Origin of the sequence: Pseudomonas capeferrum (assembly GCF_013523055.1) — a bacterium.
In the GTDB taxonomy this organism is placed as follows: domain Bacteria; phylum Pseudomonadota; class Gammaproteobacteria; order Pseudomonadales; family Pseudomonadaceae; genus Aquipseudomonas; species Aquipseudomonas capeferrum_A.
Window position 1 is genome coordinate 417,502 of the sequence record NZ_JAAMQM010000001.1, and the last position, 18,273, is coordinate 435,774.

Consider the following 18,273-nt stretch of genomic DNA (forward strand, 5'->3'; position numbering starts at 1 on the left):
GCCTTCTGCGCCGCCTTTCGCGCCCTGCCGGTAAGCCCTAACGCCCATGCCTTTCGAACTTTCAGTAGAACCCCTGACCCTCCTTATCCTCGCCGCGGTAGCCTTCGTCGCTGGATTCATCGATGCCATCGCCGGCGGCGGTGGCTTGCTGACCACGCCTGCGCTGCTGACCGCCGGCATGCCGCCGCACCTGGTGCTGGGGACCAACAAGCTGAGCTCCACCTTCGGCTCTGCCACCGCAAGCTTCGCCTACTACCGTCGCAAGCTGTTCCATCCGGCGCAGTGGAAACCCGCGCTGTTCGGGACGCTGGTCGGAGCCTTCATCGGAGCGGTGGTCGCCCACTACCTGCCCGCCGAATGGCTGAACAAGATGCTGCCGGTGGTGGTGTTCGCGTGCGGCATCTACCTGCTGTTCGGCGGCACGCCAAAGGCACCGCTGGATGCGGACGCGCCCATCAAGAAGACCTGGCAGTTCCCTCAGGGCTTTACCTTGGGCTTCTACGATGGCGTGGCCGGACCGGGCACAGGCGCGTTCTGGACGGTCAGCACCTTGCTGCTCTACCCGATCGATCTGGTACGTGCCAGCGGAGTGGCGCGCAGCATGAACTTCGTCAGCAACGCCGCGGCGCTCTCGGTGTTCATCTTCTCGGGCCAGGTGGATTGGCTGGTAGGCCTGGCGATGGGCTCGTCGCTGATGGTCGGCGCGTTCTTCGGCGCACGCACGGCCATCAGTGGCGGCAGCAAGTTCATCCGCCCGGTGTTCATCACGGTCGTGTTGGCGCTGACCGTACGCCTAGCCTGGCAGCACTGGTTCGGGCAGGCCTAGACGCCTGGCCACGTACAGGTCGATCAGGTAGCGGGCGATGGAACATCCCGCTGGCAGGGGCGGCAAGTCATGCACGCTGAACCACTGGGCATCCTCGATCTCGTCCGGCTGCATGACGATGTCGCCCCCGGCATATTCGGCATGGAAGCCGAGCATCATCGAGTGGGGAAACGGCCAGCACTGGCTGCCGACGTACTGGATGTTGGTGACCTCGACAGCGACTTCCTCGCGCACTTCACGTATCAGGCACGCTTCGGCCGACTCGCCTGGCTCGGCGAAGCCCGCCAGGGTACTGTAGACCCCGGTAACGAAACGCGGCGAACGCGCGAGCAGGATATCGTCGCCACGGGTCACCAACACGATCATGCTCGGCGAGATACGCGGATAGCTGTGCAGCTCGCAGCGCTGGCAGTACATCGCTCGCTGCAGATGAACCTGGGTCATGGGCTGTCCGCAGCTGCCGCAGAAACGGTGCTCGCGCGCCCAGGTGCCGATCTGGGCGGCATAGCCAAGCACTTTGTAGATGGCGAAATCGCCTTCGAGCATGAACTGCCGCAGCCCACGCCAGCCGCAGCCGGATACGTCGGCCGGAGCACGCAGCTCCAACAGGAACACCGGCTCGCCATCGAAGTGTCCGATGCCATGCTCACAGAGCACATCCAGCCCCTGGCGCTTGAGCCAGTCGCGGGGGAACAGCGCGCCATTGGCGTCGACCAGGAACCCCTCGGCGCTGCGAGCGACCGCCCAGCCACCCGGTTGTCGAGGATCCAGAACTGCGGTAGTCCAGCGTGCAGACATGTTTCACTTCCTTCAAACGTCCGCCACAGACTTCAGTCGGCGAACTCGGGTTTCTGTTTGCTCATGTGGGCCGTCAGGGCGACCCGCAAGTCATCGGACTGCAACATGGCGGCGTTCCAGGTAGCCACGTAGTCGAGCCCATCATCGATACGATGATCGCGCATGTAGTCGAGCATCCGCTTGGTGCCCGCCACAGCGATCGGGGATTTTGCTGCAATGTCGGTCGCGATGGCAAAGACGCCCTCCAGCAGGGAGGCAGGGTCATCGAAGACCCGGTTGACCAGGCCGATGCGCAGCGCTTCCACGGCCTCGACTGTACGACCGGTATAGGCCAGCTCGCGCAACATGCCATCACCGATGATACGCGGCAAACGTTGCAGCGTGCCGACATCGGCGGCCATGCCCATGTCGATTTCCTTGATCGAGAATTGCGCGTCGGTGCTGCAGTAACGCATGTCGCAGGCGCAGATCAGGTCGATGGCACCGCCGATGCAATAACCCTGGATGGCGGCCAGCACGGGCTTGCGGCAGCTATCCACGGCGTTGAAGGAGGCCTGCATGCCGAGGATGGTCCGGCGCAGCAGGCGAGCGTTGCGGCCCACGTCCTTGCCCAGCTGATTGGCCACCGATGCGAGCAGCATCAGGTCGATCCCCGACGAGAAGTGTCGACCGGCGCCGCTCAGGACCACCACGCGCACGGCATCTTCATCGTCGATCCAGCGAAAGATATCGATGATCTCTTGCCAGAACGCCGCATTCATCGCATTGAGCTTTTCCGGGCGATCTATCTGCACATGGGCCATGTTGTCGGTCAGCTCGACCTTGAACGCGCTGTAATCGGACACGGTGGGCACTCCTGCGTCGGTGGGTTCACAGCGCCGGACTATAACTCACCCACCACGCCGCACTTGTGCCAAAACCGGGACTCGCACGCCCGGTCGTGGCGACGATTCCCGGTCGGACGCTCATGGCGTGGCCTTACGCCCGCACGCCATCGCGCGGGCCTGTACCGGACATTGCGCGCGATGCAGATTGAGCGCGGTGTTGATGATGCCGATATGGCTGAACGCCTGAGGAAAGTTACCCAGCATGCGTTTGCCACGCGGATCGTACTGCTCCGCCAGCAACCCTACGTCATTGCACAGGCCGACCAGGCGCTCATACAGTGTTTGTGCTTCATCGTGGCGACCCAGCAGGACGTAGACGTCCGCCAGCCAGAACGAGCACACCAGGAAGGTGCCCTCCCCCGGCTCCAGGCCATCGCAACTGCTGTCGGTGTCGTAACGCAGCAGCAGCCCTTCGTGCAGCAACCGCTCTTCGATCCGAGCCAGGGTCGCGAGGAAGCGTGGATCGTCAGCGGGGAGAAAGCCCGTGAGGGCTATCTGCAGCAGGCTGGCGTCCATTTCGGTCGAGCCGTAGGCTTGCACGAAGTGCTTGCCCTGTGGGTCGAGGCCTTGGGCACAGACTTGCTCATGTATTCGCTCGGCGACCTCGTGATAGTGGCAGGCGCGCTCATGGTCTTCCTCGGTCTCCGCCAGGCTGGCCGCGCGGTCGAACGCGACCCAAGCCATCACCTTCGAGTGGACGAACTGCTGGCAGCCGCCGCGCACCTCCCAGATCCCCTCGTCCGGCTCGTGCCAGATGCGCTCCAGGTACGGCATGATCAGCCGAGCGATGGCGGCGCCGCGCGGATGGCGCGGCAAGCCACCGCGAATGGCCTGGCTCATGGCGTCGGCCACTTCGCCATAGATGTCCAGCTGATGTTGCTGCGAGGCGGCGTTGCCTACGCGAACAGGCTGGGAATGCTCGTACCCGGCCAGCCAGGGCAGCGAATATTCGTGCAGGTCTCGCTCGCCGGCCAGCCCATACATGATCTGCATCTGCTCGGGATTGCCAGCCACCGAACGCAGCAGCCATTCGTGCCAGGCCTCGGCTTCTTCGAAATAGCCCAGGTTCATGAAGGCCAGCAGGGTCATGGTCGCATCGCGCAGCCAGCAATAGCGGTAATCCCAGTTGCGCTCGCCACCCAGGTGTTCCGGCAGCGATGTAGTGATGGCCGCGACGATCCCGCCGGTAGGCGCATAGGTCATGGCCTTGAGCGTGATCAGCGAGCGTCGTACCAATGCGGACCACGGCCCGACATCGGGACAGCGCGCGGTGAACACCTGCCATTGCGTGATCGTGCGCTCCAGTGCCTCATCGGCATCGCAGTCCGGCTCGACCGGAAGGTGCGAAGGCTGGTGGGACAGGCTGAAGGTCTGGCGTTCGCCGGCACACACGCGGAAACGACTGACGGTATGGTGATCCCGTGCGTGGTTGGCCACGCTGCTGCGGAGGATGAGCCGATCCGGCCCGGCCACGGCGCTGAGGGTCAAGGGATCGATCTTTTCCACCCAGGGCACGCTACGCCCATAGTCGAACCGCAGCACCAGGTCCATTTCGAAGCTGGTCTCTCCGGACAGACCCTCGACTACACGCACCACGGTATTGCGTTCGCCCAGCGGCATGCAGTCGGTGACGCGAGCCTTGCCGGTGGCCGTCACGTACGTGGTCTGCAGAACCAGTGTGTCCTCCAGGTACTGCCGGGTGACTTCCTCTACCGGATCGCTAGGCGCCAGGCGCCAGCGTCCGTTTTCCTCATTGCCGAGCAAGGCCGCGAATACCGCCGGAGCATCGAAGCGCGGCAGGCACAACCAATCCAGCGAACCGTCGCGGCTGATCAGCCCCGCACTTCGGCAGTTACCCAGCAGGGAATAGTCTTCTATCAGGGCTGGCATTGCATCTCCTTGGATTCGATCAACCGAGCGTGTGCCATTCGCGTTTGTCCCGCGTCAGCAGTTCGGCGCCTGCCTCCGGGCCATCGTCACCGGCCGGATAGGCGTGCACCTCGCCACCCGCGGCCCAGGCATCGAGGAAAGGCTGCACCGCGCGCCACCCGTTTTCGATGTTGTCGGCCCGCTGGAACAAGGTCTGGTCACCCGTGAGGCAGTCATAGATCAAGGTTTCGTAGCCCGTGGCCGGCGTCATCTTGAAGAAATCCTTGTAGGCGAAGCCGAGCTGGACGTCCTCCATGACCAGTTCGGGTCCGGGGCGCTTGGCCTGCAGGTCGAACCACATACCCTCGTTGGGCTGGATCTGGATCTTCAGGTAGTTGGGCTTGGGCCGCTCCACTTCCGACTCGCGGAACTGGGCATAGGGCGCGGCCTTGAAGCAGATCGCGATCTCGGTATCGCGTACGCTCATGCGCTTGCCGGTACGCAGGTAGAACGGCACGCCGACCCAGCGCCAGTTGTCCACCATGACCTTGAGCGCCACGTAGGTCTCGGTCTGGCTTTGCGGTTCGACATTGGCCTCCTCGCGATAGCCCGGGAGCCGCTTGCGTCCTTGCTTGCCCACGGCGTACTGGCCGCGTACGGAGTTCTTCAAGGCCATCTTCTGCGACCACGGCCGGATGGCGCCGATGACCTTGGCCTTCTCGCTGCGAACCGCATCGGCACCGAAGGCTGCCGGTGGCTCCATGGCCACCATGGCCAGTAGCTGGAACAGATGATTGGGCACCATGTCGCGCAGCGCGCCCGTGCCGTCATAGAAGGCGCCACGGCCCTCGACCCCCACGGTTTCCGCCGCGGTGATCTGCACATGATCAATGTAGTGGTTGTTCCAGAACGCCTCGAACAGGCCATTGGAGAAGCGACTGACCAGGATATTCTGTACTGTCTCCTTGCCCAGGTAATGGTCGATGCGGTAGATCTGCCGCTCGCTCATCACCCGCAACAGGCAGGCGTTCAAGGCTTCGGCGCTGGCCAGGTCGGTACCGAACGGCTTCTCGATCACGACCCGACGAAAGCCGCCCTTGGACTCATCCAGCAAGCCCGCCTCGCCCAGCCGCTGCACCACTTCGGGAAAGAAGCGCGGCGCCGTGGCGAGGTAGAAGATCGCGTTGCCGTTGCTTGTCTGGGCGATACGCTTGCCGATGGCCGCATAAGTGGCCGGATCGAGGAAATCGCCGGTCTGGTAATCCAGGCGCTTGGCCAGGCGTGCCCACACCTTGTCGTCCAGGGTCTGGCTGACGCCCTCGCCGCCCACGGCGCGATCGCGCATGAATGCGTGCAGACGCTCGGCGAACACTTGCGCGGTGGCGGCGTTATGGTCGACGCCCACGATACGTAGGTTGCGATCGAGCAGACCATCGCGACTGAGGTTGTACAGCGCCGGCATGAGCAGGCGCTTGACCAGGTCGCCGTTGGCGCCGAAGAGAAATACGGTGCAAGGGGGGGCAGTCGGGATCTTGTGTTCTGTCATTCGGGTTTCTCGACATGGCCGCCGAACCCCAGGCGCATCGCCGACAGCAGCTTGTCACCGTAGGTGCCCTGCTGCTGACGCGACCGGAAGCGGGCGAACAGCGCGCTGGACAGCACAGGCACCGGCACGGATTGCTCCACGGCGGCATCGATGGTCCAACGACCTTCACCGCTATCGCCTACGGCGCCGCTGAACAGATCCAGTTGCGGATCTTCCACCAGGGCGTCGGCCGTGAGGTCGAGCAGCCACGAGGTGACCACGCTGCCACGCCGCCACACCTCGGCGACTTCACCCAGGTCCAGGTCGAAGCGCTGATCGTGCGGCAGGCCTTCGCCGCCCTTGCTGCGCAGCAGGTCGAAGCCTTCGGCGTAGGCCTGCATCAGTCCGTACTCGATGCCGTTGTGGACCATCTTGACGTAATGTCCGGCGCCGGCCGGGCCAGCATGGATGTAGCCCTGTTCGGCACGCCCCGGCTCGCCGGTGCGACCGCGCGTGCGAGGGATGTCGCCTACCCCGGGCGCCAGTGCCTGGAACAAGGGTTCGATACGCTGGAACACCTGCGCGTCCCCGCCGATCATCATGCAGTAGCCACGTTCGAGTCCCCACACGCCGCCCGAGGTACCCACATCCATATAGTGCAGCCCACGTTCGGCCAATACGGCCGCTCGACGCATGTCATCCTTGTAGAAGGTATTACCGCCATCGATGATCACATCACCCGGTTCGAGCAGATCGGCCAATTGAGCGATGGTCTGCTCGGTGGGCACACCGGCGGGCAGCATCACCCAGACAGCGCGAGGGGCGTCCAGGTGCTGGACCAGGGCGGCCAGATCGTGAACTCCGCTGGCGCCTTCCCCGCTCAGGAGGGTGACCGCGTCAAGATTACGGTCATGCACCACCGTATGATGCCCGGCGCGCATAAGCCGTCTTGCAATGTTGCCGCCCATGCGGCCCAGCCCGACAATTCCCAATTGCATGTGCCGATGCTCCTTAATGTAGTGAATGACAAGGCGGTCCTGGCTTTCAGGTTAGTCCAGCGTACAGCCTCAGGGTTCAGCGACAAAAGGCTGGACAACCCTCGACACAGGCTTCCACGACGATACTCCCGGCACCTGCCCGGCCTTTTGCCCCTGTCAGGCATAGCGCCATCCCGCAGAACGAAAGTGACCAACGGGTCACCTTTTAATCTCTTTCTCTCCTACACTCGAAACACTTCCCACAAACCGTTCGGAAAACGCGACAGAAAATAGTCGAAACTTTCTGATAGGCGCTTGGGTCAGGATTTAAGTAGGCAGCGGTATTGGGATTTAACCCGCCACGGCCCACCCACCCCAATCAGTCCAATCGCCTTCGGCCGGACCGCCGTCGCGCGAAGTGCGTGCGCGCACGACCCAGGGGCATGGAGCGCACGACGAAAAGACGTATAGAGAGAACCAACACGATGTAGTGCAAACGGGTGCAAGCACCCGAACATAGGGACGGAGAAGAGAAGTATGATCAGTGCCGCTGTCGAACCTCACGCCAACGTTTTCAGCCCGGACACCCGCGAGCCGCTTCGGCCCGAGCTCGCGACGACAGCCAAGGCACCCGGCGCCCAGCGCCAGCAGAATCGCAATAAGCGCAAAGTCCTTTTCGTCACCTCCGAAATAGCCGACCTGGTCAAGACCGGGGGCTTGGGCGACGTATCCGCCGCACTGCCGCGGGCGATGCGCCACCTGCACGATGTCCGCGTGCTGATCCCCGGCTATCCGCAGGTACTGGAGAGCAACAATCCTATCCATCTGGTGGGAGAACTGGGTGGCCATGCGGCGTTGCCACCCTGCAAGATCGGGCGCATGGACCTGCCCGATGGCCTGGTCATCTATGTCCTGATCTGCCCCGAACTCTACGAGCGTGAAGGCACTCCCTATGGTGCCAACAACGGTCGTGACTGGCCCGACAACCATATCCGCTTCGCTCGCCTGGGCCTGGCCGCCGCCGAAATCGCCGCTGGCGAAGGCATGACCCACTGGCGTCCGGAGCTGGTGCACGCGCATGACTGGCCCGCTGGCCTGGCGCCGGCCTACATGCACTGGCGTGGCCTGAGCACCCCTACCCTGTTTACCATCCACAACCTTGCCTACCAGGGCGTCTACAGCCGTGGCTGCTGCCCGGAGCTGGCCATCCCCGATCATGCGCTTCAGCAGGAGGGCATGGAGTTCTACGGCAAGCTGTCCTATCTCAAAGCAGGCCTGGCTTATTCCAGCCATATCACCACGGTCAGCGCGACCTACGCTCGCGAGATCACTACGCCGGCGTTCGGCTGCGGCCTGGACGGTTTCCTCGACAGCAAGGCGCAACAAGGCCTGCTGAGCGGCATTCCCAACGGCATCGACGAAAGCTGGGACGCGGCCACCGATACCCACCTGCGTCACAACTTCAGCATCAATGACTGGGAAGGCAAGGCCCGTAACGCTCAGGATGTCCGTGAACTGTTCCAGTTGGCGCCTTCCGAAGGCCCGTTGTTCGCCGTCGTTTCGCGCCTGGTCTACCAGAAGGGTCTGGACCTTACCTTGGGTGTAGCCGAATACATCGTCAGCCAGGGCGGCCAGATCGCCATCATCGGACGCGGCGAGCCCGAAGAGGAGCAGGCCATGCGCGAATTGGCGCTGCGCCATCCCGGCCAGGTCGGTGTACGTATCGGTTTCAATGAAACCGACGCACGTCGCATGTTCGCCGGCAGCGATTTCCTGCTCATGCCCTCGCGCTACGAGCCTTGCGGCCTCAGCCAGATGTACGCGCAGCGCTTCGGTTCGCTGCCGGTGGCGCGTAATACCGGCGGCTTGGCGGACACCATCGAAAACGGTGTCACGGGCTTTCTCTTCAACGAATCGACCCTTGAAAGCTATCGCGAGGCGCTCGGCCGTGCGTTCCATGTCTATGGCAAGAAGGACCTGCTCAATGCCATGCGCTGCCTGGCAATGACACAACCTTTCAACTGGTGCCAAGCCGTGGAACCCTATGCTCGGCTTTACGAGGAACTGGTACAGCAGGCCTTGGTCAGCCATTACTGAGCAAGGAGCCGACAATGCACAAGCATGGCGCACACCTGTTGGACGCCACGTCGGCGCGCTTTGCCCTCTGGGCACCTGATGCGCGACGCGTGAGCGTGGAGTTCGAGCAAAATTCGATTGCACTGGAAGCTCAAGGCGATGGCTGGTTCGTGGGTACGGCACCTTGCCAAGCGGGCAGCCATTACAAGTACGCAGTCGATGATCACCCGCCTGTCGCCGATCCGGCCTCCCGCTTTCAACCCGAAGGCGTGCATGGTCCAAGTGAGCTGGTGGACGTCGCCTCTTACAAATGGCAAAACGCCTGGACAGGCCGCCCATGGCACGAAGCGGTGATCCAGGAACTGCACGTGGGGGTACAGGAAGGTTATGCCAGCGTTGCACGATACCTGCCGCGCCTGGCCGAGTTGGGCATCACGGCCATCGAACTGATGCCCGTGGCCGAATGCCCAGGCGAACGGAACTGGGGCTACGATGGCGTCCTGCCTTTCGCGCCCCAGCACAATTACGGCAGCCCCGAACAACTCTGCGAATTGGTCGATCAGGCCCATGGTCATGGCCTTATGGTCATGCTTGACGTGGTCTACAACCATTTCGGCCCCGACGGCAACTTCCTGCACCAGTACGCCAGCGATTTCTTCCGCGAGGATCGCCAGACGCCTTGGGGCGCGGCGATCGATTTCCGTCGCGAGGAAGTACGCGAATACTTCATCCAGAACGCCCTGATGTGGCTGTGCGACTACCGCTTCGACGGCTTGCGCCTGGATGCGGTGCATGCCATCGATCAGCCTGACTTTCTCGTCGAGCTGGCGCGCCGCGTGCGCGAAACGGTCGAGCCCGGTCGGCAGGTGTGGTTGGTGCTGGAAAACGAGCACAACCAGGCTTCGTTGCTCGAACAGGGCTTCGACGCTCAATGGAACGATGACGGGCACAATGCGCTGCATGTCCTGCTGACGGGCGAGACGGAAGGGTATTACGCCGACTTCAAGGACCGACCGATCGAGCAACTGGCACGCTGCTTGAGCGAAGGGTTCGTGTTCCAAGGCGAAAAGAACCGCCATGGCGAGAAACGCGGTGAACCGAGCGAGCATCTGGCCCCCACCTCTTTCGTGCTGTTCCTGCAGAATCACGACCAGATCGGCAACCGAGCTTTCGGTGAACGCCTGACCCGACTCTGCCCACCGCAGGCTCTGCGCGCCGCGACCGCACTGCTGCTGATGGCGCCGATGATTCCGCTGTTGTTCATGGGTGACGAACAGGGCAGTCAGGAACCTTTCCTGTTCTTCACCGATTTCCACGATGAACTGGCCGACGCCGTGCGCGAGGGTCGTCGCGGAGAGTTCAAGCACTTTGCCGCCTTCGCCGATCCGGAGCGCCGCGAGCGGATCCCGGACCCCAATGCGCTGGAGACTTTCGAAAACTCACGCCCGTCCGCCGACAGCAACGACGCGCAGGCCTGGCAGGCGCTTTATCGGGAGCTGCTGGCCTTGCGCCGGGAACACCTGGTGCCCCGCCTGCCCGGCACCCGCGCACTGGACGCCGAGGTGCTGAGCGAACACGCACTGAGCGCCCGCTGGCGCCTGGGCGACGGTCAGGTCCTGCGCATCGACCTGAACCTGGCTGCCGAACCTCAACCGGCGCGACTGCCCGCCAGGGACCTGCGTCTGTTCGTCACGGCCGATGCAGACACTGGCGGTGATGCCCTGGCCCCCTACAGCTGCGTGATCAGCTTGCTGCCTGCGCAACAGGAGGCTCCATGAGCGAAACCCCGCTGTATCGTCTGGCCGAAAAGGCCGGCATTTCCCGAGACTGGGTCGACGCCAACGGTCGCGAGCAGCAAGTCAGCGACGAGGTATTGCTCAAGGTCCTCGAAGGCCTGGGCTACCCCGCGGCAGACTCGGCGAGCATCGAGCAAAGCCTGGCCGCGCTCGAAGAAGCCCATGATGCCCGGCACCTTCCGCCCTTGCTGACTGCCGAGGTCGGCCAGCCGCTGTCGCTGGCGCATTACTTCGCCGCCAACACTCAGGTGCAGCTGGTAATGGAAGATGGTCGACAAATGGCGGTGGCGCTTGATGGCCAGGCCTGTCTGGCCGAGCCCGTGCCGGTCGGTTACCACAGGCTGCAGATCGGTGAGCAGGCTGTGATCCTCGCCGTGGCGCCCTCCCGATGCTATGGCATGGCCGACGCCCTGAAGCAGCCGAACCCGCGCAGCTGGGGCCTGAGCGTACAGTTGTACAGCCTGCGTCGTCCCGGTGACGGCGGGTATGGCGACTGTTCGGCACTGGAGCAACTGGCCCGCAGCGCCGCCGAACGTGGTGCCGATGCCTTGGCTATCAGCCCCATGCATGCGCTGTCGCTGATCGACCAGCAGCATTTCAGCCCCTATTCCCCGTCCAGCCGACTGTTGCTCAATACCCTCTACGCCAGCCCGGAGGTGATTCTGGGAGACCGTGCCGTACGCCTGGTCATCGAGGCGCACGGCCTGGAAAATCCGCTTCAGGAAATGGACAGCCAGCCCTTGGTGGATTGGCCCCGCGCCGCTGCGGTGCGCCAGGACTTGTTGCGAGCGCTGTACGAGGACTTCGTCAGCGGTGATCACGCGCAGCGCGCGGACTTCGAAAGCTACCGTCTGGCGGCCGGCCAGGCCCTGGAACATCACTGTCGATTCGAAGCTCTCCAGACCGAAGCCGCGCAAATGGGCAAGGGTGCCGATTGGCGCGCCTGGCCTGCGCAATGGCGCGACCCCGAGAACCCCGAAGTCGAACGTTTTGCCGCCGAGCACGCCAAGCAGATCGAGTTTCACGCCTTTTGCCAGTGGCTGACCGAACGCTGCCTGCAACGTGTGCAGGACGCCGCTCGCAGCAGCGGCATGGCCATCGGCCTGATCGCCGACCTGGCCGTGGGCGCCGACGGCGCGGGCAGCCAGGCCTGGAGTCGCCAGGATGAGCTGCTGGCCGGCCTTACCGTTGGGGCGCCGCCCGATATCCTCAATCGCTCGGGCCAGGACTGGGGTATCAGCGCTTTTTCGCCCGAGGGGCTGCGGCGCAACGGTTTCCGTGCCTTCATCGAAATGCTGCAAGCCAACTTTGCCCATGCCGGCGGTCTGCGCATCGACCATGTCATGGGCCTGCAGCGCCTGTGGCTGATCCCGCGCGGGAGCAAGCCCAGCGAAGGCGCCTACGTCAACTTCCCATTGCCGGACATGCTGCGTCTGCTGGCGCTGGAATCGGTCCGCCATGGCGCCATCGTCCTTGGCGAAGACCTGGGCACGGTGCCTGACGGTCTGCGCGAGAAGCTTTCAGCCAAGGCCATCCTGGGCATGCGGGTACTGCCGTTCGAACAGGATCCGCCCGGCCACTTCCCCTCCCCTGACCAATGGCCGGACGATGCCCTGGCAACCCCAGGCACTCATGACCTGCCGACATTGGCCGGTTGGCTGCAGGACCGTGACATCGACTGGAACCAGCGTCTGCAACTGATCGATGCCAGCGTCGAAGAACGCTGGCGTGCCGATCGCGAAGTCGAACGGCAGGGACTGCGCAAAGCCCTGGAAGAGGACTACAACGGCACGCTGGACAGCCAGGAGGCCATGATCGACGCGGCCATCCGCTACGTCGGCCATACCCGTGCGCCCCTGGTGCTGGTGCCGCTGGAAGACCTGCTGGGCTGTGACGAGCAACCCAATCTGCCGGGTACCACCGACGGCCACCCTAATTGGCGCCGCCGTTTCGCGATCCCAGCCAATCAGTTGTTGGACGACCCTGACGCCGCCCGCCGCCTGGAGCAACTGGCCCAGGCACGTGACCAAGCCTTTGAGCGTGACCGATGAAAGCCCTGACCGCGACCGTACGCCTGCAATTCCACTCCGAATTCACCCTCGATGACGCTGTTCCCCTGGTGCCCTATTTCGCCCGTCTGGGGATCAGCCACCTCTATGCATCCCCTGTACTCTGCGCGCGCGCGGGCTCGAGGCACGGCTATGACGTGGTCGATCCCACCCGAGTCAACCCCGAGCTGGGTGGCGAGGCTGCCCTGGAGCGGCTGGTGGCCGCCTTGCGTCAGCATGGGATGGGCCTGATCGTCGATACCGTGTCGAACCACATGGCCGTCGGCGGGGCCGACAATCCCTGGTGGCAGAGTCTCCTGGCCTGGGGCAGACGCAGTCCGTACGCGGAATTCTTCGACATCCAGTGGCATTCCAGCGACCCGTTGCTGGCGGGCCAGCTGCTGCTACCGTTCTTGGGCACGGACTATGGTCTGGCCTTGCAGAACGGCGAGATCCCCCTGACGTTCGATGACGAGCACGGCATCTTGCAGGTCGCTCACTACGAGCACCGTTTTCCCATCTGCCCGGTGGATTACGCACGCATCCTCGAACACGCGCAAGATCCACGCTTGCAGGCGCTGGGCCAGCGTTTCGCAGCGTTGCAGGACGCAGCACACCCACTCGACGATGCACTGCCGCTGCACGCGCAACTGCGCCAGTCGGTGCGCGACGGGGCAGACCTCGCCCAGGCCCTGGCGGCCTTCGACAGTCAGACAGAAGCTGGCTTCAAGCGCTTGCACCTGTTGCTCGAACGCCAGACCTACCGCCTGGCCAGCTGGCGCACCGCGGCCGACGATATCAACTGGCGGCGGTTCTTCGACATCAACGAGCTGGGCGGTCTGCGGGTCGAGCGCGCGACGGTGTTCGAGGCGACCCACGCCAAGTTGTTCGAACTCATCGAGCGGGGGCTTATCGATGGCCTGCGGATCGATCACATCGATGGTCTCGCCGACCCGCGGGGCTATTGCCGCAAACTGCGTCGCCGTGTCGAAGGCTTGCTGTCGTCGCGACCGCCGCAGGCCGCCGTTGAACACTTCCCGATCTACGTGGAGAAGATCCTCGGCACGGGCGAGCACCTGCATCAGGACTGGATGGTGGATGGCACGACCGGTTACGAGTTCATGAACCAGGTCTCGCTCCTGCAACATGATCCCGCTGGCGAGGTTCCGTTGACCGAGCTATGGACCCGTGTCAGCGAACGTCCCGCGTTCGACGAAGAAGTCCGACTGGCACGCCATCTGGTGCTCAATGGCAGCCTGGCCGGAGATTTCGAATCGGTGGCCCAGGCCCTGCTCCAGGTAGCTCGCAATGACCTGATGACCCGCGACCTGACCCTGGGCGCGATCCGCCGAGCGTTGCAGGCACTGGTCGAGCACTATCCGGTCTATCGCACCTACATCAACGCCCTGGGCCGTCCGGCAGAAGACGAACGCTTCTTCCAGCAGGCCCTCGGCGGCGCCCGGCAGACCCTCGGTGAAGCCGACTGGCCCCTGCTCGACCATCTGCAACGCTGGCTTGGTGGCCAACGCTGGCGTAGCTTGCCCCCAGGCCGGGCACGCAAGCAATTGCGCCACGCTTGTGTACGCTTCCAGCAACTCACCGCGCCGAGCGCGGCCAAGGCTGTCGAGGACACCGCTTTCTACCGTTCGGCGCGGCTGTTGTCGCGCAATGACGTAGGTTTCGAGGCCGAGCGCTTCAGCGCCGGTGCCGAGGTGTTCCACAATGAAGCGCAACGCCGCCTGCGCGACTTCCCGGACAGCTTGCTGGCCACCGCGACCCATGACCACAAGCGCGGGGAAGATTGCCGCGCTCGCCTGGCCGTGCTCAGCGAGCGCGCGCCTTGGCTGGCCAGTCGTGTCGAGCATTGGCGTGAACTGGCAGCACCGCTGCGCCAGACGCTGGAAGACGGGCATGCGCCAAGTCCTGGCGACGAAATGCTGCTTTACCAGTCCTTGCTGGGCAGTTGGCCGCTGGATCTGGATACCGACGATGACAACGCCCTGCGCCAGTACGCCGAGCGCATTCGCCAGTGGCAGCAGAAAGCCTTGCGCGAAGCCAAGCTGCGCAGCAGCTGGAACGCACCCAACGAGAGCTACGAGCAGGCCTGCGCCGCCTACGTCGATGGCTTGCTGCTCGATCGCGAAAACGACCAGTTGCGTCATTCGATGGCCGATGCCGCTGGCCTGATTGCCTGCCCCGGCGCGCTCAATGGCTTGGTGCAATGCCTGCTGCGCATGACCGCGCCAGGAGTGCCGGACCTGTACCAAGGTAACGAATTCTGGGATTTCAGCCTGGTGGACCCGGACAACCGCCGTGCGGTCGACTACGCTGCCAGGCGGGCAGCGCTGGACGATTCCACCTCCTTGGCCGAACTGCTGCAGCACTGGCGCGATGGCAGGGTCAAGCAGACCTTGATCAGCCGTGTCCTGGATTGCCGCGGCGCCCACCCGGCCCTGTTCAGCCGCGGCGCGTATCTGCCACTGACGGTCAAGGGACGTCACGCTGACAAGGTGCTGGCCTTTGCACGGTTGGGCGAGGGCGAACGGGCCATTGTCGTTGCACCACGTCTGGCCTGTACCTTGCTTGGCAGTAGTCCGGTCCCGTTGATCCCGGCCCGGAACTGGGAAGATACGCGGGTGGTTCTGCCGTTTACCCTGTCAACTGCCAACTGTTCGGGACTTTTTGGCGACGCCGCGGTCAGCTCTACAAGGGAGCTGGCACTGAGTGGCCTGCTGGCGGAGTTTCCGGTCAACCTGTTGATTGAACATGCCTAAACATCAGGAGCTTCAAGATGAGTGTCGATGATAAACGTATCCGCGAATTCGCCTACCAGATATGGGAGTCCGAGGGCAAACCGGAAGGTGAAGAAGAGCGGCACTGGGATATGGCCCGCAAGCTAGCCGAAGCCGAAGCATCGGCGCCCAAGGCTGTCCCTCGCAAGAAAAGCGCGGCCAAGCCCAAGGCCGATGCCGCGTCCAAGACCGCGGCCCAGCCCAAGGGCAATGCCCAGACCAAGGCCGTGCCCAGCCCCGCCGAAAAACCTGCAGAGGCAAAAAAGCCGCGGGCCGTCAAGAAGTCTGCGACAGGTTCGACCTGAGCACAGCTCCCGGCATGTAGCTGCCCTTTGCAGAGAAGCGTCGATCGGCGCTTTGGTAGGCCCCGATGGCACCTTGAGCGACCCACTCGTTCCAAAGTAGGCGTCGCGGTCTACCCGGCACTGGCAACCCTTCCTGCAGATAACACCTTTATCAGTTTCAGGCCATCAGAGGACTGTCATGAGCCCACGCACGCCCAAGAAAACCCGTTCAGTCGCCCCGTCCCGCATTCGCGAAGGCATGCCCTTCCCGCTCGGTGCTACCTGGGACGGCCTGGGTGTCAATTTCGCGCTGTTTTCGGCCAACGCCACGAAGGTCGAGCTGTGCCTGTTCGATCCTAGCGGCGAGAAGGAAATCGAGCGCATCGAGTTGCCTGAATATACCGATGAGATCTACCACGGCTACCTCCCGGACGCGCATCCGGGTCTGATCTACGGTTATCGGGTATATGGTCCCTACGAGCCTGAAAACGGTCACCGCTTCAATCCCAACAAGCTGCTGATCGATCCTTACGCCAAGCAATTGGTGGGCGAGCTGAAATGGTCCGAGGCGCTGTTCGGCTACACGATCGGCCACCCGGACGGCGACCTCAGCTTCGATGAACGTGACAGCGCTCCCTTCGTGCCCAAGTGCAAGGTCATCGACCCGGCCTATACCTGGGGCCGCGACCAGCGCGTGCAGGTCCCGTGGGAACGCACCATCGTCTACGAGGCCCACGTTCGTGGCATCAGCATGCGCCACCCAGCGGTGCCCGAGGCCAACCGCGGCACCTTCGCGGGGCTGATGAACGATGAGCTGCTCAAGCACATCAAGGACCTGGGCGTGTCGTCGATCGAGCTGCTGCCGATCCATGCCTTCGTCAATGACCAGCACCTGCTGGAAAAAGGCCTGAACAATTATTGGGGCTACAACAGCATCGCCTTCTTCGCGCCTCATCCGCGCTATCTGGCGCACGGCAAGATCGCCGAATTCAAGGAAATGGTGGCGCACCTGCATGACGCAGGGTTGGAGGTCATCCTCGATGTGGTCTACAACCACACCGCCGAAGGCAACGAACTCGGCCCTACGCTTTCCATGCGTGGCATCGACAACGCCTCCTACTATCGCCTGATGCCGGATGAAAAACGCTACTACATCAATGATTCCGGCACCGGCAACACCCTCGACCTGAGCCACCCTTGCGTGCTGCAACTGGTCACCGACTCGCTGCGCTACTGGGCAGGCGAGATGCACGTGGACGGTTTCCGCTTCGACCTGGCGACCATTCTCGGGCGCAATCACGATGGCTACGACGAACGCCACAGTTTCCTCGTCGCTTGCCGCCAGGACCCATTGCTGAGCCAGGTCAAGCTGATCGCCGAACCCTGGGACTGCGGGCCGGGCGGCTACCAGGTCGGCAATTTCGCTCCAGGTTGGGCCGAATGGAACGACCGCTTCCGTGACACGGTGCGAGCGTTCTGGAAAGGTGACGAAGGCCAGTTGGCCGATTTCGCCGCGCGCATCACCGCTTCGGGTGACATGTTCAACAACCGCGGTCGTCGTCCCTACGCCTCGGTGAACTTCATCACGGCCCATGATGGCTTCACGTTGCGCGACCTGGTGTCGTACAACGACAAGCACAACGAGGACAATGACGAGAACAACCAGGACGGCACCAGCAATAACATCTCCTGGAACTGCGGCGCCGAAGGCCCGACCGAGGATCCCGAGATCAATGCCTTGCGCATGCGTCAGATGCGCAACTTCTTTGCCACGCTGCTGCTATCGCAGGGTACGCCGATGATCGTCGCCGGCGACGAGTTCAGTCGCACCCAGAACGGCAACAACAATGCCTACTGTCAGGACAGCGAGATCGGCTGGATCAATTGGGAAGTGGATGACGAAGGCAAGGAACTGCAGGCCTTCGTCAAGCGCCTGAACCGCCTGCGCCTGACGTATCCGGTCTTGCGCCGTTCGCGCTTCCTGGTCGGGGACTACAACGAGGCGATCGGTGTCAAGGACGTCACCTGGCTGTCGCCCGATGGCACCGAGATGACCGTCGAACAATGGGAAGATCCCAATGGTCGCTGCCTGGGCATGGTCATGGACGGTCGTGCGCAGGTCAGTGGTATCGCCAAGCCGGGTTCGGATGCGACCTTGCTGTTGATCGTCAACTCGCACCATGACACGGTGCCGTTCACCCTGCCGACGGTGCCTGAAGGGGATCATTGGGAGTGTCTAGTCAACACCGACAAGCCGAAGCTGCGCAAGTCCGAGCCGCAGGCCTTCGAGACGGAGTTCGAGGTACCTGGGCGTTCGCTCCTGCTGTTTGCCCTGCAGCACGAAGAGGATTGAACCGGCGAAGAACCTGAGGAGCTCCGGCCTTACGTGTCCCGT

General features: G+C 63.3%; 12 protein-coding genes. 7 read left to right on the forward strand and 5 right to left on the reverse strand.

Annotation, left to right across the window (positions count from 1 at the left end; all coding sequences use genetic code 11):
- Positions 1–46 precede the first annotated feature (46 nt).
- Positions 47–826 carry a TSUP family transporter gene (locus G7009_RS02285; protein WP_181128328.1) on the forward strand — a complete coding sequence of 260 codons (780 nt, stop codon included), beginning with the start codon at positions 47–49 and terminating at the stop codon, positions 824–826.
- Here G7009_RS02285 and nudC read toward each other — a convergent pair.
- The 5 genes from nudC to gnd form a co-directional block, all read right to left on the reverse strand.
- Positions 794–1,624 carry an NAD(+) diphosphatase gene (gene nudC, locus G7009_RS02290; protein ID WP_181128329.1) on the reverse strand — a complete coding sequence of 277 codons (831 nt, stop codon included), beginning with the start codon at positions 1,622–1,624 and terminating at the stop codon, positions 794–796. The two genes, G7009_RS02285 and nudC, sit on opposite strands and share 33 nt — an antisense overlap.
- 32 nt (positions 1,625–1,656) lie before the next feature.
- On the reverse strand, positions 1,657–2,469 hold the full coding sequence (locus G7009_RS02295) for a crotonase/enoyl-CoA hydratase family protein (RefSeq protein WP_181128330.1): 813 nt from the start codon (positions 2,467–2,469) through the stop codon (positions 1,657–1,659).
- A gap of 120 nt (positions 2,470–2,589) precedes the next feature.
- Positions 2,590–4,401: a glycoside hydrolase family 15 protein gene (locus G7009_RS02300; RefSeq protein ID WP_181128331.1), complete on the reverse strand. Its 1,812-nt coding sequence runs from the start codon at positions 4,399–4,401 to the stop codon at positions 2,590–2,592.
- A gap of 19 nt (positions 4,402–4,420) precedes the next feature.
- Entirely contained in the window at positions 4,421–5,926 is a 1,506-nt protein-coding gene (zwf, locus tag G7009_RS02305; RefSeq protein WP_181128332.1) for a glucose-6-phosphate dehydrogenase, read from the reverse strand.
- Positions 5,923–6,921: a phosphogluconate dehydrogenase (NAD(+)-dependent, decarboxylating) gene (gene gnd, locus G7009_RS02310; RefSeq protein WP_308813302.1), complete on the reverse strand. Its 999-nt coding sequence runs from the start codon at positions 6,919–6,921 to the stop codon at positions 5,923–5,925. Before gnd ends, zwf begins: the two co-directional genes overlap by 4 nt.
- 498 nt (positions 6,922–7,419) lie before the next feature.
- Between gnd and glgA the strand changes: the two genes are divergently transcribed.
- The 6 genes from glgA to glgX all read left to right on the forward strand — a co-directional run bounded on the left by glgA (position 7,420) and on the right by glgX (position 18,231).
- A complete protein-coding gene (glgA, locus tag G7009_RS02315; RefSeq protein ID WP_181128334.1) occupies positions 7,420–8,979 on the forward strand; it encodes a glycogen synthase GlgA in 1,560 nt (519 codons plus the stop codon).
- A gap of 14 nt (positions 8,980–8,993) precedes the next feature.
- Entirely contained in the window at positions 8,994–10,736 is a 1,743-nt protein-coding gene (gene treZ, locus G7009_RS02320) for a malto-oligosyltrehalose trehalohydrolase (RefSeq protein ID WP_181128335.1), read from the forward strand.
- Complete coding sequence (gene malQ / locus G7009_RS02325; RefSeq protein ID WP_181128336.1) at positions 10,733–12,805, forward strand: 4-alpha-glucanotransferase; 2,073 nt, start codon at positions 10,733–10,735, stop codon at positions 12,803–12,805. Before treZ ends, malQ begins: the two co-directional genes overlap by 4 nt.
- A complete protein-coding gene (locus G7009_RS02330) occupies positions 12,802–15,576 on the forward strand; it encodes a malto-oligosyltrehalose synthase (RefSeq protein WP_181128337.1) in 2,775 nt (924 codons plus the stop codon). The genes malQ and G7009_RS02330 overlap by 4 nt, the downstream gene beginning before the upstream one ends.
- A 17-nt stretch (positions 15,577–15,593) precedes the next feature.
- Positions 15,594–15,899, forward strand: a complete 306-nt coding sequence (locus tag G7009_RS02335) for a DUF2934 domain-containing protein (protein WP_181128338.1) — start codon at positions 15,594–15,596, stop codon at positions 15,897–15,899.
- A 178-nt stretch (positions 15,900–16,077) separates the two neighbouring features.
- Positions 16,078–18,231 (forward strand): glycogen debranching protein GlgX, encoded by a 2,154-nt coding sequence (gene glgX, locus G7009_RS02340; protein ID WP_181128339.1) that lies wholly within the window; start codon positions 16,078–16,080, stop codon positions 18,229–18,231.
- Positions 18,232–18,273 lie beyond the last annotated feature (42 nt).

Coding starts and splice junctions, on each gene's coding strand:
- G7009_RS02285 (WP_181128328.1), top strand. CDS start 47: ATGCCTTTCGAACTTTCAGTAGAACCCCTGACCCTCCTTATCCTCGCC.
- nudC (WP_181128329.1), bottom strand. CDS start 1,624: ATGTCTGCACGCTGGACTACCGCAGTTCTGGATCCTCGACAACCGGGT.
- G7009_RS02300 (WP_181128331.1), bottom strand. CDS start 4,401: ATGCCAGCCCTGATAGAAGACTATTCCCTGCTGGGTAACTGCCGAAGT.
- zwf (WP_181128332.1), bottom strand. CDS start 5,926: ATGACAGAACACAAGATCCCGACTGCCCCCCCTTGCACCGTATTTCTC.
- glgA (WP_181128334.1), top strand. CDS start 7,420: ATGATCAGTGCCGCTGTCGAACCTCACGCCAACGTTTTCAGCCCGGAC.
- treZ (WP_181128335.1), top strand. CDS start 8,994: ATGCACAAGCATGGCGCACACCTGTTGGACGCCACGTCGGCGCGCTTT.
- malQ (WP_181128336.1), top strand. CDS start 10,733: ATGAGCGAAACCCCGCTGTATCGTCTGGCCGAAAAGGCCGGCATTTCC.
- G7009_RS02330 (WP_181128337.1), top strand. CDS start 12,802: ATGAAAGCCCTGACCGCGACCGTACGCCTGCAATTCCACTCCGAATTC.
- G7009_RS02335 (WP_181128338.1), top strand. CDS start 15,594: ATGAGTGTCGATGATAAACGTATCCGCGAATTCGCCTACCAGATATGG.
- glgX (WP_181128339.1), top strand. CDS start 16,078: ATGAGCCCACGCACGCCCAAGAAAACCCGTTCAGTCGCCCCGTCCCGC.